We start from the raw sequence: 22,459 nt of genomic DNA on the forward strand, positions 1-22,459 counted from the left end.
GGGTCACACCTCCGCGGGTGAGCCGTCGAAGCGGTAGCCGACGCCCCACACGGTCTGGATCAGGCGGGGTCTGGCCGGGTCGTCCTCGACCTTTCCCCTGAGCCGGCGCACATGGACGGTGACGGTCGACAGGTCGCCGAAGTCCCAGCCCCACACCTCGCGCATCAGGTCCTCGCGGCTGAAGACCCGGCCGGGGTGTCGAAGGAAGAACGCGAGGAGGTCGAACTCCCGGATGGTGAGGGCGAGTTCGGTGCCGTCCTTGAGGGCGCGGCGGGCCGCGGGGTCCATCGAGAGTCCGGCGGCGCCCAGGTGGCCGGTCTGCCGGGCGGGCCGCGAGCGGCGCAGCACGGACTCGACGCGCAGGACGAGTTCGCGGGGGCTGAAGGGCTTGGTGACGTAGTCGTCGGCGCCGACCTCCAGGCCCAGGATGCGGTCGTCCTCGTCGCCGCGGGCGGTGAGCATGATGACCGGGACGGGCCCGCTCCCCCGCATCCGGCGGCACACCTCCAGGCCGTCCATGCCGGGCAGCATCAGGTCGAGGACGACGAGGTCCGGGCGGTGCGCGGCGGCGCGGGCGAGGGCGTCCGGGCCGTCGGCGGCCCGGTCCACGAGGTAGCCGGCCCGGTCCAGGTAGCCGGCGACCACCTCGGCGACGGTGGGGTCGTCGTCGACGACGAGGACCCGGGGCCGGGTCTGTGCGTACTGCTGCTGCTCCATGCCGCCAGCCTCGCACCGCGCGCGCGAATGCGCCGCGGACGGCCGCCGACGTCCTTGTTTCGTAAGGAGCCGGAGTCCGATTCGCCCGTTTCGCGTTCGTAGGGTGAGAGGCGTGACGACCCCTTCAGTGAACGAACCGGCGGCGTCCGTGGACGTCGTGCTGCCCTGTCTGGACGAGGCTGGGGCCCTGCCGTGGGTGCTGGAACGCATCCCGCCCGGCTGGCGCGCGCTCGTCGTGGACAACGGCTCCACGGACGGCTCGGCCCGCATCGCCCACGCTCTCGGCGCGACCGTGGTCCGCGAGGAGCGGCGCGGTTTCGGCGCCGCCTGCCATGCGGGGCTGACCGCGGCCACGGCCGACATCGTGTGCTTCTGCGACTGCGACGCTTCCCTCGACCCTTCGGACCTGGTGCCGTTCGTGGCCGAGGTGCTGGCCGGCGAGGCGGACCTGGTACTCGGCCGGCGCCGCCCGCAGGCCCGCGGTGCCTGGCCGCCGCACGCCCGGGCGGGCAACCTCGCGCTCGCCCGGCTGCTGCGCCGCCGCACCGGTCTGCGGCTGCACGACCTCGGGCCGCTGCGCGCCGCCCGGCGCGAGCCGCTGATCGCCCTCGGCCTGACGGACCGGCGCAGCGGCTACCCCCTGCAGATGGTGGTGCGGGCGGCCGACGCGGGCTGGCGGATCGCCGAGCACGACGTGCCGTACCGGCCGCGCACCGGCACCTCCAAGGTGACGGGCACCTGGCGGGGAACGTGGCAGGCGGTGCGGGACATGAGCCAGGTCCTGTCCGAGTCGGAGCAGGGGGTGCACGCGTGACCACGCTGCTCGTCATCGCCAAGGAGCCGCGGCCGGGGCGGGTCAAGACCCGGCTCACCCCGCCGTTCACGCCCGAGGAGGCGGCCGCGCTGGCCGAGGCGTCCCTCGCGGACACCCTCGACGTCGTGGCCCGCACCCCGGCCCGGCGCCGGGTCCTGGTCCTGGAGGGCACGCCGGGCCCCTGGCTGCCGCCGGGTTTCGAGGTCGTACGGCAGTGCGCGGGCGGCCTCGACGAACGGCTGGCCGCGGCCTTCGCGGGCTGCGAGGGACCGGCCCTGCTCATCGGCATGGACACGCCCCAGGTGACCCCGGAGCTGCTCACGGTGGACTTCACCGGCTGCGAGGCCTACTTCGGGCCGGCCGAGGACGGCGGTTTCTGGGCGCTGGGTCTGGCGGAACCGGACCCGGCCCGGCTGCGTGGGGTCCCGATGTCGACACCGCACACCGGCGCGGCCCAGCGCGCCCGGCTGACCGGACTGCGGGTACGGGAGCTGCCGCCGCTGCGGGACGTGGACACGGCGTACGACGCGGAACTGGTCGCGCGAGCGGCCCCGGACGGACGGTTCGCGGCGGAGCTCGCCCGGCTCGCGGGGGTGTCGCGGTGAGGGGGCCGCGGGTCGGCGTCGCGACACGGCCCACCGCGGACACGGCACTCGCGGGGCCGCGGGACGGCGAGCGGGGTGCAGGGCCGGGTGGACCCGGCGCCGGTGACCCGGGGCCGCTCGCGACGGACGGCACCCATGACGACGGCACCTGGTCCGCCGACCCCTATGCCCGGGCCCTGCGCACCGGCCGCGGGCCCCTCTTCCTGCGTCGCTCCGACGGCTGGCTGCTCCCGCTCGAACTGGAGCGCTGGTGCGCCGCCGCGGACGCCGCGGACCTGGAGGTGCTGCGGCGCTGCGAGGGTGCGGTGCTGGACGTCGGGTGCGGTCCGGGGCGGCTCGTCGCCGCACTCGGGGCCCGTGGCCGGCGGGTGCTCGGCATCGACGTGAGCGAGGCGGCGGTCGCGCGGACCGTCGCGCTCGGCGGACAGGCCCTGCGGCGGTCCGTCTTCGAGTCCCTGCCCGGCGAGGGCCGCTGGGGCACCGCGCTGCTGATCGACGGCAACGTCGGCATCGGCGGCGACCCGCGGGCCCTGCTCGAACGAACCGCCCAACTGCTCACGCCGGGCGGCCTGTTGATCGCCGAGACGGTCACCGGCCCGGACCTCGACGAGCGCGTCCAGGTGCATGTCACCGACGCCCGCGGTGCCGTCGGCAACCCGTTCCCGTGGGCCCGGCTCGGCACCCCCGCCCTGCTGCGGCACGCGGCCCGCACCGGCTGGGCGCCGGTGGATCAGTGGACGGCGGGCGGCCGTTCCTTCGTCGCCCTGCGCCGCCGAAGGACCCTCGCCCTGCCCTGCCGTACGACCAGGACTGCCGCCGAACCGCCGAAGAGCACCGCCGTGATCAGCAGCCAGCGGGCCGCGAAGCCGTCCGGGGACAAGCCGCTCGCCGACGCGTAACGGTCCGCGACCTGCCCGCTGATCAGCGGGAACCACACGAGCAGGAGCAGCAGGGAGAAGGCGGCGGGGACCCGCACGTACAGGACGTGCCGCCCCGCCGCCCTCACCAGCGCCCGGTCCGCCGCCGCGTACAGCGGCAGCAGCACCAGGTCGTGCAGGACGGCCGCCCCGACGAACCACAGCGCGATCCCGAAGAGGTCCCCTGCCAGCAGCCGCACCCCCGCGTACCCCGCGAGGGCGAACGAGCAGATGAGCAGGAGGAGTTGGAGGGGGCTGCCGAGAGGGATCCGCATCACAGGTCTCCGAAGGTCAGCCGCGCCACCCACTTGGTGTTCAGCACACCGGGCGCCGCGGGCACGATGATCCGGGCCGGGTGGCCGTGATCGGGGGTCAGCTCCTCGCCGTTGACGAACAGGGCGAGCAGGGACCGCGGGTCGGCGACCTGGTTGGCGCGCAGGGCCGCCCGCCGGAAGGCGCCGTGCCGTTGCAGGGACTCCACGAAGACGTCCGGCGCGGCGTCCCCGTACCCGACGAGCGCCGCGAGGTCCCGCAGCCGCACCCCGCGCCACTCCTGGTCGGAGGTCGACCAACCCTCCACACAGGCGATGGGCAACGAAGCGCTGTGCGAGGGAAGTTGGAGGAGTTCGGCACGGCTGAGGCGAACAGTGCGGCCGTCGCGTCCCGTGACGACCAGCCGCCAGGCCTCCTCACCGGTCTCCGCCGGGTCGATCCCCGCGTACGCGGCGGTCTTGTTGATCTGGAAGCCGCCGGGCCCGGAGGCCGGCTCGGCGCCGCCATGCGGGGTGAGGAGGGCGGTCTCGCGCAGGGCGCCGTCGAAGCTGCGCCCGGCCGTGGTGAGGAACAGCAGCAGCGAACCGCCTCCGACGAACCAGAGCGCCCCGCGCCGCGACACGGTCGGCTCGGCGGGGTTCGGTGACACCAGCTCGGTGCGTTCTTCCTTGAGGTGACGCAGGTTGCGCAGGGCGAGCGGCATCTTCAGCACGGCGTGGGCGACGAACGCGGTGAAGAACACCCACGCCCCGTAGAAGTGCAGCGGGTAGAAGGAGCCCGGGAAGACGTAGTCCAGCTGGACGTTGAGCACCCCGGTCACGAACTCGAAGAGCGCACCGCCGACCAGGAGCAGCAGCGAGAGCCGTTCCAGCGCGTGCGCGAGCGAGCGCGCGGGCGGCAGCGTGAACAGCTTCGGCGCCACCGACCACAGCTTGGCCAGCAGGACGGGGATCAGGGTGAGGCCGAGGGTGACGTGGACACCCTGGGTCAGCCGGTACAGCCAGTGCGGGTCGGTGGGCCAGGAGAAGAGGTAGAAGCCGAGGATCCCCTTGTCCGGGGTCTTGTCGTTCACCGGCGACAGATCGGGGTTGTAGGCGGCGTACGACAGCAGTCCCGTCACGAACAGCAGCGTGATGCCGCCGAGCAGCACCACCCCGAGGACGGAGGTGAGCCAGGGGCCGCGCAGCGGGCTGCGCCAGAAGGAGGGGGTGAAGGGAGACCGTGCCATGCCCCGACGGTAGGCCCGCGCCACCCCGGGAACGGGTCCGCGAACCATGACGAAACTCTGACGTCGCCGCATGTCAGCCCCACACGGGTGAGCGTGCGGCCTAGCGTCGTCCGCGTGAACCGGGACCTTGTTCGTGATCTGTACGCGGCCGTGTGCGCCGCGCTCCTCGTGCTGACCGCCGTACTGGTCGGCACGGCGATCCAGCACCGGAACGGCTCGTTGCGCGTCGGCTGGCCGCCCCTGCTGGCGAGTTGGGACCCGCACGTCGGCCCGGGCACGCCTGCCGCAGTGGTCGTCGCGGCCGCCGTGGTGGCGTACGGCCCCTCGCTCGCCGCCCGGCTCCCCTGGCGCCCGCTGCTGCTCGCCGTCTGGGGTGCGGGCATGGCCTGGACGTGGTCCCTGGCCCTCGTGGACGGCTGGCAGCGGGGGGTCGCCGAGCAGCTCACCACCAAGAACGAGTACCTCCGGGCCGTCGGTCGCTTCCACGACATCCCGGTGGCCCTGCGGGACTTCACCCGGCACATCCTGATCGGCTCGCCGGACAACTGGGGCGCCCATGTCGCCGGGCATCCGCCGGGCGCCACCCTCACCTTCGTCCTGCTGGACCGGGTCGGGCTGGGCGGCGGGGGCTGGGCGGGGACCTGGTGCATCACCGTCGGCACGACCGCGGCGGTCGCGGTCCTGGTCGCCGTACGCGCCCTCGCCGACGAGTCGCTCGCCCGCCGCGCCGCCCCTTTCCTGGTCCTGGCCCCGGCCGCGGTCTGGGTCGGCACGTCGGCCGACGGGTACTTCGCGGCGGTGGCCGCGTGGGCGGTGGCCCTGCTCGCCCTCGCGGTGCGGGGGGTTCGGCCGGGGCTGAACGGCTTGTGCTCGGGGTTGTTGTTCGGGTTGACCGTGTATCTGTCGTACGGCCTGACGCTGATGGTCGTCGTCGCTGGGGCGGTGGTGTGGCTGGGGTCCTCCCGTCGGCCCGTGTGGTTCGCCCTGGCCGGCTTCGTGGTCGTGCCGGTCGTCTTCACCGCGCTGGGGTTCGAGTGGTGGGAGGGGTACCGGATCCTCGTGACCCGCTACTACCAGGGGGCGGGCGGGGTGCGGCCGTACGGGTACTGGGTGTGGGCGAACCTCGCGTGCACGGTGCTGATCGTGGGGCCGGCGACGGTGGCGGGGGTGCGGCGGGCCGCCGTTCGGCTGCGGCCGGGTGGGGGCTGGTCGCGCAGTTCCCCGCACCCCTTGGCGGTGTTGGTGCTCGCCGCCGCTCTGGCCCTGCTCATCGCGGATCTGTCCGGGATGAGCAAGGCGGAGACCGAGCGGATCTGGTTGCCGTTCGCGGTGTGGCTGTTGCCGGCGTGTGCGTTTCTGACGGGGGTGCGGGGCTGGCTCGTCGGGCAGGCGGTGCTCGCACTGCTCCTGAACCATCTGCTGCTCACGGGGTGGTGAGCCGTCACGCCGGCGGCGGCTCGGTCAGCAGGTGGCCACGCCGTCCAGCCAGGCCGGGCCCTTGATGTAGATGTTGGTCAGCCACGAGCCGTCGGTCAGCTTCGACCAGGCGTCGTTGGTGTAGCCGTCGGCCGTGACCTCCTGGGCGTGCTTCTGGCAGACCACGTTGACCGTGGTCGGCTGGGCGAAGTAGTCGACCACGCCGGCGTTGACGTTGGGCTCGCTGTGGGTGCGCACCCCGGTGCCCCAGGTCTGGAACGCCTTGCTGCCACCCGACGGCGGCGGGGTGCTGCTGCCGCCGCAGTCCGGGATGCCGGGCAGCCAGGCCGGGCCCTTGATGTAGATGTTGGTCACCCACGAGCCGTCCGCGAGCTTCGACCAGGCGTCGTTGGTGTAGCCCTCGGCGGTCACGGTCTCCGCGTGCTGCTGGCACTGGACGGACACCTGGGTCGGTCCGGGGAAGGTGTCGACGACCTCGGAGCCCACGCTCGGCGACCGGTGCGTGCGCACGCCGGTGCCCCAGGTCTCGAAGACGGTGCCGCCGTTCGCGGGCGGCGGGACGGGGGTGCCGGAGCCGTTGATCCGGATCGCGCCCGCGTAGTCGCCGCCGGTGCGCACGGACGTGACCCGGATGTGGGTGCCCGACTCGTACGCCTCGACCATCTGGCCGCCGCCCAGGTACATGGCGACATGGTGGATGTGGCCGTTGCCCCAGAACATCAGGTCGCCCGGCAGCAGCGGGGCGGTGCCCTGCCCGGCGGAGAACCGGGCGGTGGCCTGCGAGCTGTGGAACTGGTCGTCGGTCGTGCCGTTGAGCAGGTCCCTGCCGGTCGCCCGGTAGTAGGCGTACCGCATCAGGCCCGAGCAGTCGAAGCCCTTGCGCTCGCCGTCGTGGAGGCTGTCCGGGTCGGAGCCGTCGTAGAAGCCGTAGCTGGCGCCGGGCGTGGCCGCGTGGCCGCCGCCCCAGCTGTACCAGACGCCGATCTGCGAACAGGCCGCGTCGACGGCGGCCTGTGCGGTGGCCGAGGCGCCGGGCGCGAGGACACCGCAGGTGGCGTCCTGGGCGGCGTGGGCCGGGGCGGAGAAGAAGGCGGTGAGCGCCAGTGCCGAGGCGCCCAGGATCGCGCCGCTGGTCCGACGGCGCGTGCTGATGGTCTTCAAGGACTCTTCCTTAGGTCGAGACGTCGAGGTGACGCGGTGGCGAGGTGACGAGGCGGAGACACGGGTGGCACACCCCACCCCCGTGAGGGTGTGCCACCCGGGCTAGTTGCGGAGGGCGGCGCGCATCTTGGCGAGGCCGCGCAGGCGGTTGCGCTGGACCGTGCCCCGGTGGGCACCGAGCCGCTCCCCGGCCGTGTCGTGGGTGAGTCCCTCCAGGTCCACGAGGATCACCGCGGCGGCCTCCTTCTCGGAGAGCATGCCGAGCAGCGCGAGCGCCGTGGCGGAGGCCTCGTAGGAGTCGAGTCCGCCGTCCCAGCCGGCCTCCGGCAGCCGGTCCGTGGTGCGTTCGCGGCGGGAGGGGTGCTGCCAGGAGTCGCGCAGCAGGTTGAGGGCGACGGCGCAGGTGTAGGCGTACGGGTGCTGCTGCTGGGTCAGGTTCTGGGAGCGGGCCCGCCGGGAGAGCCGCAGATAGGTCTCCTGGAGCAGGTCGTCGGCGTCGTGCGGATTGCCCGTCAGCGCCAGCAGCCGCCGTCGCAGGCGTGGCATGTCGGCCGTGAAGGACGCGTCGAAGTCTCCCGGGCTCATCCGGCCTCCTCGCGCGGTGGAGGCGGACAGGTGGCGTGGCTGTGGTGCATTTCTTTCCCCCTTGCGGTGATTCCTGCGGTGTCCCGCTTCCGGTGGTCAGGCCGGAGGGCGGGGCGGGTCGGCGGGGCCGTAGCGGGCGGTGGGTACGCGGCGCAGCAGGGCCCAGTACCGGTCGCCGTAGGACCAGTGCCACCACTCGGTCGGGTAGTTGACGAACCCGGTCGCGAAGAGCACCCGCCCCAGCAGGGCCCGGTACTCCCGTGCCTGGGCGCCGATGCCGGGCGCGTCGGTGCGGCAGGCGCCCGCGCTCTCCTCCGGGGTGGCGTTGACCTCCGTGCCGAGCGGCAGTTCGCGGCCCGCGTGGTCGCACAGGGTCAGGTCGACCGCGCCGCCACTGACGTGCGGGGCGACCTCCGGCGGCGAGATGTACGCGCTCGCCAGTTCACGGATCCGCTCGGGAGCCGCGTCCGGGTGGGCCCGCCGCATGGTCGCCGCGTACTGCTCGAAGTACCGGCGCTGGAGGTCGGGCGGCCGGTACCCCTCCACCACCAGCAGCCGGATCCCCGTGGGCAGCAGCCGCTGCGCCCGCACGAGCCGCCGCAGCGCGCCGGCCCTCAGATGGGCGTAGCTGCCCTCGTCGTCGGCCTGCCGGGGATCGAGGAGCAACTGCCCCTCCTCCCGCAGATCGACGAGCGGTTCCCCGCACTCGTCGTGCGTCACCGCGGCGACCCTGGGGTCCGCGAGCGTGATGATGTCTGTCACGGGAGGAGCGTCCCGGAGTCCTCTGCAAATGCTCTGCAGATCCCCTGCAGGCTCCGGAGGGAGGGTCTGCAGCGACGCGCGACATGGTCGCGTAGGGCTTCGCGGGCGGTTTCGCGGTTGTGCTGGAGGTCGCGGGCGATAGTGGCGGCGAGGGCGGATTCGCCTTGCAGGAGACGACCGCCGCGACATCCCCTCCACTCCGCGACCACCCCCGCGTTTTCGCCACCCTCACCGCCCCCTCACCCAGGTCCCCCTACGCCCGCTCCGGTGTCTCCCGCTCCCGTGCCTCCCGCGCCCCCGACTCCCGGAACACGCGCAGCGCCTCGGCACGGGCCCCCGCGGCCGCGTCCGCCTCTCCGGCGGCCTCCCACACCCGCGCCAGATCCCACAGCGTCCGCGCCCGCCACAGCGGAAGCCGCAACGCCTCCCACAGCGACAGTGCCCGCTCCAGCGGGTCCCGCGCGCTCCCGGTGTCACCGGCGGCCAGCTGCCACTCCCCCAGTGTCCGCAGCACCAGCGCCTCGCCGAACCGGTCCTGCCGCTCCCGGGACAGCTCCAGACATCGCCCGAGCCGTTCGCGCGACGCGTCCAGGAGGCCCAGCCGCAGCTCCACCTTGGCCAGCGACTGCTCCGTGTACATCACGCCGAACGTGTCGTGGAGGCCGGCGAAGACCCGCAGCACCTCCCGCAGCAATCGCTCGGCGTCCCGGTACTGCCCCTGCACCCGGTGGCACAGGGCGACCGCGCGCAGGACCAGTGCCTCGCCGTGCCGGTCGTCCTCCGCCCGGTACAGCTCCAGGGCCTGCGCGAAGGCCTCGCGGGCGGCGGCGTCGTCACCCTGCTCCCGGTACACGTAGCCGAGGCCGTAGAGCACCCGGGCCAGGTCACCGCGGTCGTCGAGCCGCCCGTACTTTTCCAGCGCCTGGTCGAGCAGCTCCAACGCCTCGGGGTAGCAGGCCTGTTCACGCCGGGCCGTGGCCATGCCGAGCAGGGCCTGGGCCACACCCTGCGCGTCACCATGGGCCTCGAACAGCCGCAGGGCGTCCCGGAAGTAGGCGTACGACTCCTCGAACTCGTCCTGTTCGTAACGGAGTTGGCCGAGACCGGTCAGCAGCCACGCCTCGCCCTCGCCGTCCCCGCTGCGCCGCACCGCCGCCATGGCCGCGGTGTGCGAGCGGGACCAGGCGTCGAACTGGTTGTACAGCGCGACCGAGCTCGCGATCAGCGCCCCGGCGAGGTCCCGGGCGGCCCGGTCCATCCCGTGGTCGGCGCAGTACTCCACCGCCGCCAGCAGACCGGCCTGTTCGGCGGCGAACCAGGCCGCGGGCCGTTCGAGCAGCTCCTCCTCGGCCCGCGGGTCGAGCGGGTCGAGGGGCCGTACGGCGGCCGGTTCGGGGAAGTACCGTGCCGTGCCGCCGGGGCCCCGCGCGGCGGCCTTCCCGGCCAGTCCCAGCCAGCACTCCACGAGACGCCGTACGGCCGCCGCCCGCTCCTCGGCGCTCTCCTCCGACAGACAGCGCTCGCGGGCGTGTTCGCGGGCCAGGTCGTGGATGCGGTAGCGGCCGCGGCCCGTGGCGTCCACGCCGATCACATCGATGAAGTGGCAGTCCACCAGCCGCTCGACGGCCTCCTCGGCCTCCTCCGTGCCGATGTCCAGCAGGGGCGCGGCGATCCAGGCCGCGAAGTCGGGCAGGTCGAGCAGGGCCAGCCGGCGCAGCGCGCGCCGCTGCTGCGGATCGAGGTCGGCGTAACCCAGTTCCAGGCTGGTGCGCAACTCCAGGTCCCCGGCGCGCAGTTCGTTGAGCCGCAGCCGCTCGTCCCGCAGGCGGGCGGCGAGCCTGCCCGGCACCCAGTGCGGCCGGGCGGCGAGCCGTGCCCCGGCGATGCGCACGGCGAGCGGCAGCCGCCCGCACAGGGAGACGATCTCGGCGGTCTGTTCCGGCTCCGCGCGCATCCGGTCCGCTCCGGCGACCCGTCCGAGGAGTTCGAGGGCCTCCTCCTCGTCCGGCACGGTCAGATCGAGGTGGGCGGCGCCCTCCAGCGCCACCAGCCGGCGCCGGCTCGTGACGAGCACCGCGGAGCCGGGACCGGGCGGCAGCAGCGGCCGTACGTGCGCCTCACCGGCGGCGTTGTCGAGGATCAGCAGGATGCGGCGGTGTCCGGTGTACGTGCGGTACAGCCCCGTCAGTTCCTCGACGGAGCTCGGCAGGGTCTCCGGTCCGGCGCCCATGGCGCGCAGCAGCCGGGCGAGGGCGTCGGCGGGCTGCAGCGGGGCGGTGTCGGCGGCCCGCAGGTCCACGAACAGGCGGCCGTCCGGGAAGAGTTCGGCGGTGCGGTGGCCGACGTGGACGGCGAGGGCGGTCTTGCCGGTTCCGGAGCGCCCGGAGATCACCCCGATCGGCGGGGCGGTACGGCCGGGGTCGTCGACGCGGCCCAGCAGCGAGACGGCCCAGTCGATCTGGTCCGCCCGGCCGACGAAGTCGGCGATGTCCGGGGGGAGATGGGAGGGCGCGGGCCGCGCATGCGTGGTGCCGGGGCCGGTGCCGCCGGCGGCCGCTGCCGGGTCCGTGGCCCGCTGCCGGGCCCGCGAGAGCCCGTCCGCGTCCTGGGCCGACGGCCGGGAGCCGGTGTCGTGCGGCGAGGAGGCGGCGTGGGGCGGCCGGGTACCGGTGCCCTGCCGCGAGGAGGCGCCGTGGGGTTCGGGACCGGGGCCGAGCAGTGCGGGGTCGTTGGTGAGGACGGACCTGTGCAGCGCCCGCAATTCCGGCCCGGCGTCGATCCCCAGCTCCTCGCGCAGCACCTCGCGGCCCTCCTGGTAGGTGCGCAGGGCGTCGGAGACCCGTCCGGTGCGGAACAGGGCGGTCATCAGCTGGCCGCGCGGCCGTTCCCGCAGGGGGTGGGCGGCGACGTGCGCGAGCAGGGGCGCGATCGTGCGGTCCGCGCGGCCGAGTTCCAGCTGGAGGCCGAAGGACTCCTCCTGGGCGACCAGCCGCAGTTCGGCGAGCCGGGCCGCCTCGATCCGGGCGAACGACTGGCCCAGTCCTTCGAGAGCCTCCTGTCCCCGCCACAGCCCCAGCGCCTCGGACAGCAGCTCGGCGGCCTCGCCCGCGCGGCCCCCGGCGGCCTCCGCCCGGGCCGACGTGAGCAGTTCCTCGAAGCGGCGGGCGTCGACCTGGCCGGCGTCGAGGTCGGCGACGTATCCCGGCGGCCGGGTGCGGATCACCTCCGCCTCGCCGACGCGGGCCAGGGCACGGCGTACCGCGGAGACATGGGTGGCGACGAGGGCGCTGGCGGTGGCGGGCGCCTGCTCGTCCCAGACACAGTCCACGAGCCGTTCGGTGGAGAGCACCTCGCCCAGGTGGACCACGAGTGCGGACAGGACCGCCAGGGGTCTGACCCCGCCGAGCGGGGCCCGCCGGTTCCCCTCCCAGACCTCAACGGGACCGAGAAGACGTACCTGGAGCATCGTTCCCCGATCGCCGTACCGCCCGCCCCACGGATGCGGGTTCGACGATATCGACGGGCGGTGTCCGCGGACGACGGGATCGGGGCGGCTCTGGCCGGATCGGGCCAGTCGGTCGCCGTGCCGCGCCCCTTGACCAGGGCCTCGCACCGGTGTGGACGGCCGGACTCCGGGCTTCCCCTCCGAATGCCGGTTGGCTGGATTTCGACAGTGGGCAGAAATGGTCCTCAGCTGAGGGACGGCCGGCCGGGGGCGCTCGTATGAGGGCTCTCCGATATTTCTCGCAACGGACTCTCTGCTTCCGGCCGCCGGGCCCGCCGCACCCGACCGCCGGGTCCGCCGCACCCCGTGTCGCCCACCCCGCCCGCGGTCCTTCGGCTGCCGGACATTTGAACGTCACGCCGAGTGGGCACGTTTCCCTCGTCCCCTCTGCATCGCCTTGCCTCCGTCATGCCCCGTGTCCCGCACGGGACATGACGCGAAAGGACGACGTGCGCCGTGTCCCTGCTTCCGCTCGAAGGTCCCCCGGGGGCGCTCCCCGCGCCCGCCCCGGCCCCGCTTCCGATCAGCGCCCCGGCTCCCGCTCCCGCCGCCTCCCGCCGCTCCCTGAGCCGCCTCAGCCGCCGTCTGTTCACCGTGCTCCCCCTCCTGCTCATCGGCGTCTGGGCGGCGCTGGACTGGCGTGCCCTGTACGACGGCACCGCGCGGCTGGCCTCGGCGGACCCCGGCTGGCTGCTCGTCGGGTTCTGCTACACCTGCCTGGGCTGGATCTCCGCCTCCGTCGTACGGCAGGGCGCGCTGCCCGAGCGGCTGCCGTCGGGGCTCCTGGTGGCCTCGCAGTTCGCCGCCGGCGCCGCCAACCACGTCCTGCCGGCGAGCCTCGGCGCCCACGCCGTGACCCTGCGCTTCCTTCGGGCGCAGGGCGTTCCGCTGGCTCGCGCCACCGCCTCGCTCGCCCTGTACACGCTGGTCAGGCCGATCGCCAAGACGCTCGTCCTGATCGGCTTCATGGTCGCCCTGCCCGGCCTGCTGCGGCTCGGTGATCTGGTCCCGGACCGGCGGATGCTGTTGCTGCCCCTGGTGGCCGCGGGACTCGGACTCGGCGCGACACTGCTGCTGTTGACCCTCGTCCGCCCGCTGCGCCGCCCGGCGGTCACGTTCGTGCGCACCGCCCTGACCGACGCCCGCCGGCTGCACACCATGCCCAGCCGGGTCCTCGCCCTGTGGGGCGGCGCGGCCGCCGCACCGCTGCTCCAGGCGAGCGTGATCCACGCGGTCGGCGCCTCGCTCGGGGTGACGCTGTCCTGGGCGCAGGTCGCGTTCGCGTACCTCGCCGCGAGCAGCGCGGTCGGGTCCGTGCCCGCGCCCGGAGGCATCGGCCCGGTGGACGCGGCCATGGTCTTCACCCTGGCCGTCTACGGCGTCCCGGTGAGCGTCGGCACGGCGACGCTCATCGGCTACCGCGTCCTGACGGTGTGGCTGCCGCTGCTGCCGGGGGTGCTGTGCATGTCGGCCCTGGTCCACCGAAAGGCGCTGTGAACACCCGGCGGCACCAAAACGCCTGAGTAGGTGTCTTTCAACCCGGTGCATTGCTGTCCAGAACACTCTCGCCCTCGACGAGGTCCCGGCAGCCGTGGGAGAACCGGCCGGCTGTCACCTGCGGAGCATTCGGGGGTTCTTGCGGGTGAGTCGCCGGGTCATCATGGTGATGAGTGCCCGGTTCAGGTGGGCTTCGGAGTGCCGGGAACCATCAGCGGTGTTTCTTCCCCGCGGGCCGGCCTTTCGACTTTGTCGACTTCTTGGACGGGTTCTTGTCATTGGCTGGAGCGGCGCCCGTGCGGGGCCGGCCGCTCAGCGCGTCATTGCCATCCGCTGACGTCCCCGGGTCCGAGCCGCTCGCCGGATCGCTCGACAGCGTACGGCTCTGCGGGTTGGAAGCTGCCGACGTCGAGGCACGAGGAGCCTCCGATGGGGGCGCGGCCGTGGATGCGGCCGACTGCCTGGTTGCTTTCTGTGGGCTCTCCGCAGAGGTCGTGGGGGAGGACCGCTGCAGCGGAGTGGATTCGACCGAGCCCGGCGCGGACCGGTCGGCGCTGTTTTCCGCACCGTCCAGCGAGACGGCCAGGGTGGTGCCGAGGAGCGCCGTGAGCACGGCCGCACCGGTGACCAGGAGGGGGCGACGGGTGCGGAGCGGCCTCGAGAGCCGGTGCCGGATGCTCGGCCCGGCCGCGGTGGGTGCGGGACCTTCCTCGGTGGGCGTGCCTGCCCTGGCGTGCGCGTCCCTGTCGCTGTCGGCGTCGTCGGGGCCGACAGTGTTCGCCGCGGTTGGCATGAGGCCCTCGGCGGACAGGGCGGAGAGTGCCTCGGCGCACTGCCGGGCGTCAGGCCGTGCCGTGTCCTCAAGAGCTGTCATGGAAAGCAGGAGCTCGGCCAGCCGCGGAGGCACCGAGCCCGGAACCACGGGAGGGCGGTGCAGACGAGCCACAGCGGCTTCAAGGGGAGTGCCGCCGTATTCGAGTTCACTCTTCAAGCACTCCAGCAGGACCAGGCCGAGCGCGTAGATGTCGGCGGCTGGTCCCACGGCCTTACCCAGCACCTGCTCCGGTGCCAGGTAGGCGGCGGTGCCGAGGAGCGCACCGGATGCCGTGTGCCGGGTGGCGTCCATCATCCGTGAGATGCCGAAGTCGGCCAGGCGCGGAGAGTCCGCGGTGTCCAGCAGGACGTTCGACGGTTTGACGTCACGGTGCACGATGCCGGCCGCGTGCACATGGGCGAGAGCACCTGCGAGGGCGGTGCCGAGCCGGGCCACACGTGCGGGTTCCATGGCTCCTGACGAGATGCGCTGGGCCAGCGTGGGGCCCTTGACCAACTCCATGACGAGATACGGGCGGTCCTCATACCGCCCCGCGTCGTGGAGAGTGACCAGCCCGGGGTGCCGCAGACTCGCCAGCAGGACGGCCTCGTCCGCGAAACGCCCCTCCAGCGCCGGGTCGGCGTCGGCTCGGAAGATCTTGACGGCCACCGGACGCCTGAGGCGGAGATCGAACCCCTGGTACACGTCGGCGGCGCCACCGGAGCCGAGCTTGCCTCCCAACCGGTACCGATCGGCTACCACTTCGGCGGGCGTGCGAAGTGCCGTGGGGAAGGCTGATCGGCGGGCCTTCATGTGTCGTCTCCCGGGGCTGCGCCGCGAACTGGACGCGGACCTCTACAAAGCTCCGTCGTGTGTACCCGCCGTGGCTGTCCTCATACCCGCCGATTCGGCGGGGAGCAGGGCGGATGCGTCAGCCGACTGGACGGCCGTCTCGAAAACGCCTTTGGGATTGAAAGGGGGATAGAACCTCCAGATCATGCGGCTCCCACTCCCCGATCGCACGCCCCGGCCCGCCCGTGGTGACCGTGCCCGGCTCCTCGGCCGCCGTCCGCTGCAACACCAGCAATTGCTGCACCGGCAGCTTCAGCGCGCCGGCCAGTGCCGCCACCGTCTCTCTCGACGGCACGGGCTTCTTGGATGAGAGCGCCTCCGACACGGTGGTGCGCCCCAGCTCCGCCCGGGCGGCGAGTTGCGTCTGGTTCAGCCGGGCCCGCCCCAGCCCGCCGGTCAGTTGTAGGCGACCGAGGATGTACTGGCGAGCTCCACAGCCTGGCCGATCTCCCGCATCGACGGCGGGCAGCCCTGCCGCAGGACCGCCTCGGTGATGCAGCGGACGATCGCCGTCTGCCGGTCCGTCAAGTCGCCGTACGCCGAACCCGCCCCGCGTACCGCTTCTCCAACTCCACGTTGCCCTCGAACCCACCGGGCACGTTGGCCGAGACATACACCGGCGGCCGCTCACCCGCGGCGAGCAGCAGTCCCGAAGCCTCCGTGACAGCCATCTGCACGAGCATCACGCCGGTCAGTGTGGACAGCGCCCCCACCGCCCCACCTCCGGGCAGCGCCAGCAGCGCGTCCCCGACCGGTGCCGCGTTGTCCAGCACCACGTCCGCCAGGTCCACCAGCTTCTTGCCGCTCGCATGCCCCGCGGGCACCGCCCCCGTGTGCGTGAGGGACGTGATGGCGAGGATCTTGTGCCCCCGCGACTTCGCGTGCAGCGCCATCTCCACGATGACGCTGTTGACACCGGAGTTGGAGATGATCACGAAGAGATCCCGGGGCCGGGGAGCGGCGAGCTCGTAAAGGCGCTCGGCCACCCCCGGCTCGCGCTCCAGCAGCGGGTCGTCGAGCACGCCCGGCGCGGCACCGCCGTAGAGGACCAGGTCGGACATCTGGATCCGGTTCGTGGGTACCAGGCCGCCCGCTCGGCCGGCGACCTCCAGGACCATCGCCTGGGAGTGGCCGGTGCCGAAGGCCTGGATCACACCGTCGGCGCGGATGCAGTCGACGATCAGCCCGGCGGCGCGGCGCACGTCCTCGCGGGCGGCCTCGGTGACGCGACGGAGGACCTCCAGGCTCTGTTCGGCGAAGCCCTGGGCGCTGACTGACTCGACGGACACGCGACACTCCCCACTGATGGATTGAACCACCATACAATTATCCATCATTGAATGAACAAACCGCAGCCGGACGGTCCTGGTATTCAATCAATGGCTCCAAGGGTGGCTGTTACCTTCTTTCCATGCCTCCGACCGACGTCACCACACTGATCCGTACCGAGCTGCCCCGGCTGCCCGGATCCCTGCGGAAAGTGGGCGAGCTGATCCTGGAGGATCCGGCCGCCGTCACCCACTGCTCCGCCGCCGAGCTGGGCCGCCGCACCGGGACCTCGCAGGCCACGGTGACCCGGTTCTGCCGCGCCGTCGGACTCGACTCCTACCAGCATCTGCTGATCGAGCTGGCGCAGGAGCGCGGCCGGGGCGAGGTCTCCGACTGGGGTTCGGCCGAGATCGGTCCCGACATCTCCCCGGACGACACTCTGGAGCGGGTGGTCCAGGTGGTCGGCAGCGCGGATCTGCGCGCGATCCAGCAGACGATCGAGCGCATCGACCTCGACTCCCTGGAGCGCGCCGCCCAGGCGGTGGCCAAGGCCCGCCGCATCGATGTGTACGGCGTCGGCGGCAGCGGCGCGGTCGCCCAGGAGACCGAGACCCGGCTGTTCCGTATCGGCTGCCAGGTCCGCGGCTGGACCGAGGTGCACGGCGCGGCCACCTCCGCGGCCCTGCTCACCCCGGCCGACGTGGCCATCGGCATCTCCCACTCGGGCGCCACCCGCGAGACCCTCGAACCTCTCGAGATGGCCAAGGAGCGCGGCGCGACCACCATCGCCATCACCACCGACCCGCGCTCCCCGCTGGCCAGGGCCGCCGACATCCGGCTCATCTCATCGACCTCGGAGACCAGCTTCCGCACCGGCAGCATCGGCGGCCGGCACTCCGTCCTGATGATCATCGACTGCCTCTACGTCCGGGTCGGCCAGGTCGCCTACCAACGGGCCAGCGCCTCCCTCGCCCTGACCGACCACATCACCCCGCAGCACGCGGTAAAGGGCCGCCGCACGCGTTGACTGTGGACGATCATGCATGGATGAACCACCGAGATAACACAATGATGGTTGTTTGAATCATCCTCTCGGTGCCAGGATGGGGCTCCCCCGAGTCATCTCGTAGGAGCCCCATGCGCGTCACCTCTGTTGAGTCGACCGAGTTGTTCGTCGGTACCCCCGAAGAACCGCTCCAGGTGGTGTCGGCCGGGATCGAGCACCTCCCGGGCCGCTCGGTCCACGTGCGTGTCGAGGGACGCGGCACCGGGGAGACCGTCGTCACCGTCGGCGAGGACGGCACCGTACGCGCCGAGATACCCGTGACCGGCGCCGGCGGACCGATCACGGTCACCGCGACCGACGGGGACGAGAGCGCGAGCGGCACTGGGGAGTTCACGGTCGCCGAGCCCGGCTGGACCATGTTCATGGTCAGCCACTTCCACTACGACCCCGTCTGGTGGAACACCCAGGCCGCCTACACCGAGACCTGGGACGTGGTCGACGACCCCGCCGCCACCGGCCTGCCCGCCCGCCCCTTCGGCTACCGCGGCGACTCCGGGATGAGCCTGGTGCGGGCCCACAGCGAGCTGGCCCGGCGCGACCCGGCGTACACCTTCGTGCTCGCCGAGGTCGACTACCTCAAGCCCTACTGGGACGCCTTCCCGGAGGAGCGCGCCTTCCTGCGCGAACTGATCCGCACCGGGCGCGTCGAGGTCATGGGCGGCACCTACAACGAGCCCAACACCAACCTCACCGGCGCCGAGGCGACCGTACGCAACGCGCTGTACGGCGACGGGTTCCAGCGCGGGATCATGGGGGCGTCCCCACAGACGGCCTGGCAGTTGGACGCGTTCGGGCACGATCCGCAGTTCCCGGGGCTGATGGCGGACGCGGGGGTGACCTCCAGTTCGTGGGCGCGCGGGCCGCACCACCAGTGGGGGCCGACGATGTCGGTGTTCGGGGAGGAGCCGCGCGATCCCGGGCGGATGCAGTTCCCGGCCGAGTTCGAGTGGATCGCCCCCTCGGGACGCGGGCTGCTGACCGCCTACATGGTCAACCACTACGCCGCCGGCTGGGCGATCGACAGCGCGCCGGACCTGCCCGCAGCGGAGGCCGCCGCCCTCAAGCTGTTCAAAGGGCTCAAGAAGGTCGCGCTCACCCGGAACGTGCTGCTGCCGGTCGGCGGGGACTACGCGCCGCCGTGCCGCTGGGTGATGGACATCCACCGGGACTGGAACGCCCGGTACGTGTGGCCCCGGTTCGTCTCCGGCATCCCCCGGGACTTCTTCGCCGCCGTACGCGCCGAACTGGAAGCAGAGGGCCGCAAGGCCTCGCCGCAGACCCGGGACATGAACCCGATCTACACCGGCAAGGACGTCTCCTACATCGACACCAAGCAGGCCCAGCGGTACGGCGAGACACTCCTCGCCGACGCGGAGGCCTGGGCGACCCTCGCCTCCCTCGTCACCGGGCACCCCTATCCGGACGCGGCCCTCGACAAGGCGTGGCGGCAACTCGTCTACGGCGCCCACCACGACGCCGTCACCGGCTCCGAGTCGGACCAGGTGTACATCGATCTCCTCACCGGCTGGCGGGAGTTGGCCGACCTCGCCGAGACCGTGCACGCCGACGCGACAAAGGCACTGGCCGACCGGGTCGAGCCGGGCACCGGCCCCGATCTGGTGGTCTTCAACTCCGCCACCTGGGAACGACAGGACGTGCTGACCGTCGACGACCCGGGCCTGGTACCGGTCGGCGACGACTTCCAGCCGCTGCCCGCCGTACGCGAGAAGGACGGCACCCTGCGGGTCGTCGTCCCGCAGGTGCCCGGCATGGGCCTCAAGTCCCTTCCCCTGGCCGCCGGTTCACTCCCCGAGTGGACCTCCGGCGGGGGCATGAGCATCCGCAACGAGTTCTACGAGGTGACGGTCGACCCCGCGCGCGGCGGCACCGTGAGCAGCCTGCGCTCCCTGGCCGAGGGCGGCCGGGAACTGCTGCCCGCCGGTGACCTCGGCAACGAGCTGGTCGTCCAGGAGGAGTTCCCGAGGCACCCGCGCTTCGGCGAGGGCCCCTGGCACCTGACCCCGACCGGCACGACCGCCGCGCGCAGCCGTGACGTGAGCGCCGACGTCGAGGTCGAGCACTCCCCGGCCGGCTCCCGGATCACCGTCCGCGCCGACCTCGGCCTGTTCACGTACACGCAGACGCTCACTCTCTGGACGGGCGTCGACCGTCTCGACATCACCACGACCATCGACGGCTACGACGGTGCCGACCGCCTCATCCGGGTCCGCTGGCCCTCCGACGTGCGCGGCGGGCTGCCCGTGCACGAGGTCGCCGACGCGGTGATCGGACGGGGGTTCGGGTTCGTGGAGGTGGACAGCGAGCGGTTCCCGTGGACGCTGGACAACCCGGCCAACACCTGGTTCGCCCTGGGGTCCACGGCACGGGTGGCCCTGCGGGACGACTCCGGCGCCCTGCTGGGTCAACGGTCCATCGGCGTGGCCGAGTTGGTGTACGCCGACTGGGACGAGGCGGGTGACCTGGGCACCCCGCTCGCGGCGGCCCTGGTCCGCGCGGGCGTCACCGCGACCTCGACCGTCGCGGGCGGGCCCCGCTACGGCGACCTGGAGGTCGACTCCAACCTTCCCGACCTCCGGATCGCAGTCGGCGGCCCCGAGCGCAACTCCCTGGTCGCCGAGGCGCTCGCCATGGACCCGGCCGCCGGCCGCGAGCTGCGCCGCCAGGTCGCCGAACGGGGCGTGGCGGCGGTGTGGGTCGCGCCGCGCGCCTCCCTGCGCGAGGAGTGGGTGCCCGGCGCCGACCTGCGTGACCTGGAGCGGCTGCCGCTGCTGGTGATCGCCGGCGCCGACCGTACGGGGGACGCGAAGGCCGTCGACGCGCTGATCGCGGACCTGGAGGACTTCACCGTCACGGCCACGGCGGCGGGCGGCGGCGAGGCACTTCCGCCCGGTGACGCCTGGGACGGACGCGGGTTCGCCGTACTGAACCGGGGCACGCCCGGCTGTGTGGTCACCACCTCCGGCGACCTCTACATGTCCTTGATGCGCTCCTGCACCGGCTGGCCGTCCGGCGTCTGGATCGACCCGCCCAGCCGCACGGCCCCCGACGGCTCGGGCTTCCAGCTCCAGCGCTGGTCGCACACCTTCGAGTACGCGGTCGTCGCGGGCGAGGGCGACTGGCGGGACCTGCAACTCCCCGCGCGTGGGCATGAGTTCAACCATCCGCTCACGGCTCGGCTGCGCGGCGGGAGCGAGTCCGCGCTCCTGCCCCGGCAGATCTCCCTGCTGGCGGTGGAGCCGGCCCGCGAGGTGCTCCTCGACGCCTTCAAGCCGCTCGGTTCCCCGCTGGCCAGGGGCAGCGCGGCGCCCGCGGATCCGGGGCGCGGGATCGTGGTCCGCGTGCACGAGGTGAACGGGCGGCCGGTGCGGGCGCGGGTGCGCGGGCCGGTCGCCTGGACCGAGGGCGCCCGGGCGGACGTACTGGAAAGGCCCGGGGAGTCCCTGCTGCCGGACGGCGAGGGGGCGCTGGAGGCCGGGCTCACCGGCTTCGAGGTGGCCACCGTCCTGGCCGCACCCCCGCTGGCACCCGAGCCGAGGACCGACCCCGGCGTCGCCGCCCACGAGCCCGCCCAGCCCGTCCACACCCGCTACTGGCTGCACAACTCCGGCCCCGCACCCCGCGGCAACATGCCGGTGTCCGTCCACCTCTCCCCCACCGCGCTCACCGCGAGCGGCCCTGTCACCGCCACGGTCCGGATCAGCTCCGAGCTCACGGACACGTCGGCGAACGGCACGGTGGTCTTCGACGTGCCGCCCGGCTGGTCCGCCGAGCCCCCCGAACTGCCGTACGCGCTCGGGCCCGGCGGCTTCTCGCTGGCCGAGGTGACGGTGACTCCGCCGCCGGGCGCCGAGCCCGGCCGGCACTGGCTCACGGCCCGGCTGCCGTACGGCGGCCAGACGTACGAGGACGCCGTGGGCCTCGACGTACCAGGCGGACCGCCCCCGGGGCGGGGCCTGGTGTGCGACCTGGCCGCCGACCGGGTCACCGTGCGCGGGGGTGAGCGGGCTCAGGTTCCGGTGAGCCTGCGCAACACCACCCGGGGCCCGGTCGGCGGTCAGCTGTGGGCGGTGTCGCCCTGGGGCACGTGGCAGGGGGTGGGGCCGGGGCTCCAGGGCTTCACGGTGCCGGGCGGGGAGGAGCGGGAGTTCGTGATCGAGGTGGACGGTTCGTCGATCCCACCGGGCGCGTACTGGCTCATGGCGAAGGCGGCGTGGAACGGCCAGGTGGCGTACACGAAGGCCATAGTCCTGGAGGTGACTCCGTGACGCCGGAACACGCGGCACTGATAGACGGCGAGCCACTGCCGACAGCACGGGTGAACGCCTTCCTGGAAGCGCCGGCCGGCCACCACGAACACGCACCCGCCCGACGGCAACCAGAGGCACCCTCTCTCGCGAGACAACGCCGCCGCTGGGCCACCCAAGTGATCGTCACCGACGAACTCGCCCGAAGGGCCTGCGCCGACCGGGGCCTGAAGGTGCCGGAAGAGGCGTCACCCCTCTCCGTCCTGGCCGTCGCCGAGACGGACGTGGCAGACCTCGGCAGCATCGTCGCCGCGGCCCTCGCCCACTCCCCCGCCGCCCGCACCCTCCTCGCCGCCCTGGAAGCCGAACAGACGGTCCCGGAGACGGCCGTACGGGACTACTACGACCTCAACCGGGACCGCTTCCTCACCCCGGAGGCCCTCAGGCAGGGCGTGGACCCCTTCGGAGAGACGACGGGGCCGGAAGACCTCCTGCCGTACGACACCGCCCGCGACGGCATCGCACGCGAGCTGCGAAGGGCGGCGGGCCGACGCGCCTTCTTCGGCTGGCTGGACCGGGCGAGGAGCACCGTCGTGTACTCCCATGGGCACGAACACCCCGGCGATCCCTCGCACCCGGACCACGAACACCGGCACTGATCTCGTACGGAACCTAAACGCAACACGGGAACC

General features: G+C 73.1%; 18 protein-coding genes. 8 read left to right on the forward strand and 10 right to left on the reverse strand.

Annotation, left to right across the window (positions count from 1 at the left end; genetic code table 11):
• Positions 1–3: 3 nt before the first annotated feature.
• Positions 4–717: a response regulator transcription factor gene (locus ACGFWE_RS32620; protein ID WP_393603594.1), complete on the reverse strand. Its 714-nt coding sequence runs from the start codon at positions 715–717 to the stop codon at positions 4–6.
• Positions 718–820: 103 nt separating this feature from the next.
• Between ACGFWE_RS32620 and ACGFWE_RS32625 the strand changes: the two genes are divergently transcribed.
• The 3 genes from ACGFWE_RS32625 to ACGFWE_RS32635 are packed head-to-tail and all read left to right on the forward strand — an operon-like array spanning position 821 to position 3,035.
• Complete coding sequence (locus ACGFWE_RS32625) at positions 821–1,531, forward strand: glycosyltransferase family 2 protein (protein WP_393603596.1); 711 nt, start codon at positions 821–823, stop codon at positions 1,529–1,531.
• Positions 1,528–2,136 (forward strand): DUF2064 domain-containing protein, encoded by a 609-nt coding sequence (locus ACGFWE_RS32630; RefSeq protein ID WP_393603597.1) that lies wholly within the window; start codon positions 1,528–1,530, stop codon positions 2,134–2,136. The genes ACGFWE_RS32625 and ACGFWE_RS32630 overlap by 4 nt, the downstream gene beginning before the upstream one ends.
• Positions 2,133–3,035 carry a class I SAM-dependent methyltransferase gene (locus ACGFWE_RS32635; RefSeq protein WP_393603598.1) on the forward strand — a complete coding sequence of 301 codons (903 nt, stop codon included), beginning with the start codon at positions 2,133–2,135 and terminating at the stop codon, positions 3,033–3,035. Before ACGFWE_RS32630 ends, ACGFWE_RS32635 begins: the two co-directional genes overlap by 4 nt.
• A 292-nt stretch (positions 3,036–3,327) precedes the next feature.
• Here the strand turns inward: ACGFWE_RS32635 and ACGFWE_RS32640 are convergent, their stop codons facing one another.
• A complete protein-coding gene (locus ACGFWE_RS32640) occupies positions 3,328–4,554 on the reverse strand; it encodes a molybdopterin-dependent oxidoreductase (protein ID WP_393603600.1) in 1,227 nt (408 codons plus the stop codon).
• A gap of 114 nt (positions 4,555–4,668) precedes the next feature.
• On the opposite strand from ACGFWE_RS32640, the gene ACGFWE_RS32645 reads away from it, so the two are divergent.
• Positions 4,669–5,991: a hypothetical protein gene (locus tag ACGFWE_RS32645; protein ID WP_393603601.1), complete on the forward strand. Its 1,323-nt coding sequence runs from the start codon at positions 4,669–4,671 to the stop codon at positions 5,989–5,991.
• A gap of 24 nt (positions 5,992–6,015) precedes the next feature.
• Here the strand turns inward: ACGFWE_RS32645 and ACGFWE_RS32650 are convergent, their stop codons facing one another.
• The 4 genes from ACGFWE_RS32650 to ACGFWE_RS32665 form a co-directional block, all read right to left on the reverse strand.
• Positions 6,016–7,152, reverse strand: coding sequence for a C40 family peptidase (locus tag ACGFWE_RS32650; protein WP_393603603.1), 1,137 nt, complete (start codon positions 7,150–7,152; stop codon positions 6,016–6,018).
• A 102-nt stretch (positions 7,153–7,254) separates the two neighbouring features.
• Positions 7,255–7,737, reverse strand: coding sequence for an RNA polymerase sigma factor (locus ACGFWE_RS32655; RefSeq protein ID WP_393603605.1), 483 nt, complete (start codon positions 7,735–7,737; stop codon positions 7,255–7,257).
• Positions 7,738–7,833: 96 nt separating this feature from the next.
• Positions 7,834–8,499, reverse strand: coding sequence for a M15 family metallopeptidase (locus tag ACGFWE_RS32660; RefSeq protein WP_393603606.1), 666 nt, complete (start codon positions 8,497–8,499; stop codon positions 7,834–7,836).
• Positions 8,500–8,752: 253 nt separating this feature from the next.
• Positions 8,753–11,965 carry a BTAD domain-containing putative transcriptional regulator gene (locus tag ACGFWE_RS32665; protein ID WP_393603608.1) on the reverse strand — a complete coding sequence of 1,071 codons (3,213 nt, stop codon included), beginning with the start codon at positions 11,963–11,965 and terminating at the stop codon, positions 8,753–8,755.
• Between the two features lie 495 nt (positions 11,966–12,460).
• On the opposite strand from ACGFWE_RS32665, the gene ACGFWE_RS32670 reads away from it, so the two are divergent.
• Entirely contained in the window at positions 12,461–13,501 is a 1,041-nt protein-coding gene (locus ACGFWE_RS32670; protein ID WP_352381994.1) for a lysylphosphatidylglycerol synthase transmembrane domain-containing protein, read from the forward strand.
• 211 nt (positions 13,502–13,712) lie between these two features.
• On the opposite strand, the gene ACGFWE_RS32675 is transcribed toward ACGFWE_RS32670, so the two are convergent.
• The 4 genes from ACGFWE_RS32675 to ACGFWE_RS32690 form a co-directional block, all read right to left on the reverse strand.
• A complete protein-coding gene (locus ACGFWE_RS32675) occupies positions 13,713–15,056 on the reverse strand; it encodes a protein kinase (protein WP_393603610.1) in 1,344 nt (447 codons plus the stop codon).
• 190 nt (positions 15,057–15,246) lie between these two features.
• Positions 15,247–15,492, reverse strand: a complete 246-nt coding sequence (locus ACGFWE_RS32680; RefSeq protein WP_393603612.1) for a hypothetical protein — start codon at positions 15,490–15,492, stop codon at positions 15,247–15,249.
• Between the two features lie 71 nt (positions 15,493–15,563).
• Positions 15,564–15,695 carry a hypothetical protein gene (locus tag ACGFWE_RS32685; RefSeq protein WP_393603614.1) on the reverse strand — a complete coding sequence of 44 codons (132 nt, stop codon included), beginning with the start codon at positions 15,693–15,695 and terminating at the stop codon, positions 15,564–15,566.
• Positions 15,692–16,456 (reverse strand): SIS domain-containing protein, encoded by a 765-nt coding sequence (locus tag ACGFWE_RS32690; RefSeq protein ID WP_352381998.1) that lies wholly within the window; start codon positions 16,454–16,456, stop codon positions 15,692–15,694. Before ACGFWE_RS32690 ends, ACGFWE_RS32685 begins: the two co-directional genes overlap by 4 nt.
• A 122-nt stretch (positions 16,457–16,578) precedes the next feature.
• On the opposite strand from ACGFWE_RS32690, the gene ACGFWE_RS32695 reads away from it, so the two are divergent.
• The 3 genes from ACGFWE_RS32695 (at position 16,579) to ACGFWE_RS32705 (ending at position 22,426) form a co-directional block, all read left to right on the forward strand.
• Entirely contained in the window at positions 16,579–17,463 is an 885-nt protein-coding gene (locus tag ACGFWE_RS32695; RefSeq protein ID WP_393603616.1) for a MurR/RpiR family transcriptional regulator, read from the forward strand.
• 110 nt (positions 17,464–17,573) lie between these two features.
• Positions 17,574–21,788, forward strand: a complete 4,215-nt coding sequence (locus ACGFWE_RS32700) for an NEW3 domain-containing protein (protein WP_393603618.1) — start codon at positions 17,574–17,576, stop codon at positions 21,786–21,788.
• Positions 21,785–22,426: a peptidyl-prolyl cis-trans isomerase gene (locus ACGFWE_RS32705; protein ID WP_393603620.1), complete on the forward strand. Its 642-nt coding sequence runs from the start codon at positions 21,785–21,787 to the stop codon at positions 22,424–22,426. Before ACGFWE_RS32700 ends, ACGFWE_RS32705 begins: the two co-directional genes overlap by 4 nt.
• Positions 22,427–22,459 lie beyond the last annotated feature (33 nt).

This window comes from Streptomyces sp. NPDC048523, assembly GCF_043199815.1.
In the GTDB taxonomy this organism is placed as follows: domain Bacteria; phylum Actinomycetota; class Actinomycetes; order Streptomycetales; family Streptomycetaceae; genus Streptomyces.

Excerpts from the sequence above, each read along its gene's own strand:
- ACGFWE_RS32620 (WP_393603594.1), bottom strand. The coding sequence starts at position 717 with ATGGAGCAGCAGCAGTACGCACAGACCCGGCCCCGGGTCCTCGTCGTC.
- ACGFWE_RS32640 (WP_393603600.1), bottom strand. The coding sequence starts at position 4,554 with ATGGCACGGTCTCCCTTCACCCCCTCCTTCTGGCGCAGCCCGCTGCGC.
- ACGFWE_RS32655 (WP_393603605.1), bottom strand. The coding sequence starts at position 7,737 with ATGAGCCCGGGAGACTTCGACGCGTCCTTCACGGCCGACATGCCACGC.
- ACGFWE_RS32665 (WP_393603608.1), bottom strand. The coding sequence starts at position 11,965 with ATGCTCCAGGTACGTCTTCTCGGTCCCGTTGAGGTCTGGGAGGGGAAC.
- ACGFWE_RS32695 (WP_393603616.1), top strand. The coding sequence starts at position 16,579 with ATGCCTCCGACCGACGTCACCACACTGATCCGTACCGAGCTGCCCCGG.
- ACGFWE_RS32700 (WP_393603618.1), top strand. The coding sequence starts at position 17,574 with ATGCGCGTCACCTCTGTTGAGTCGACCGAGTTGTTCGTCGGTACCCCC.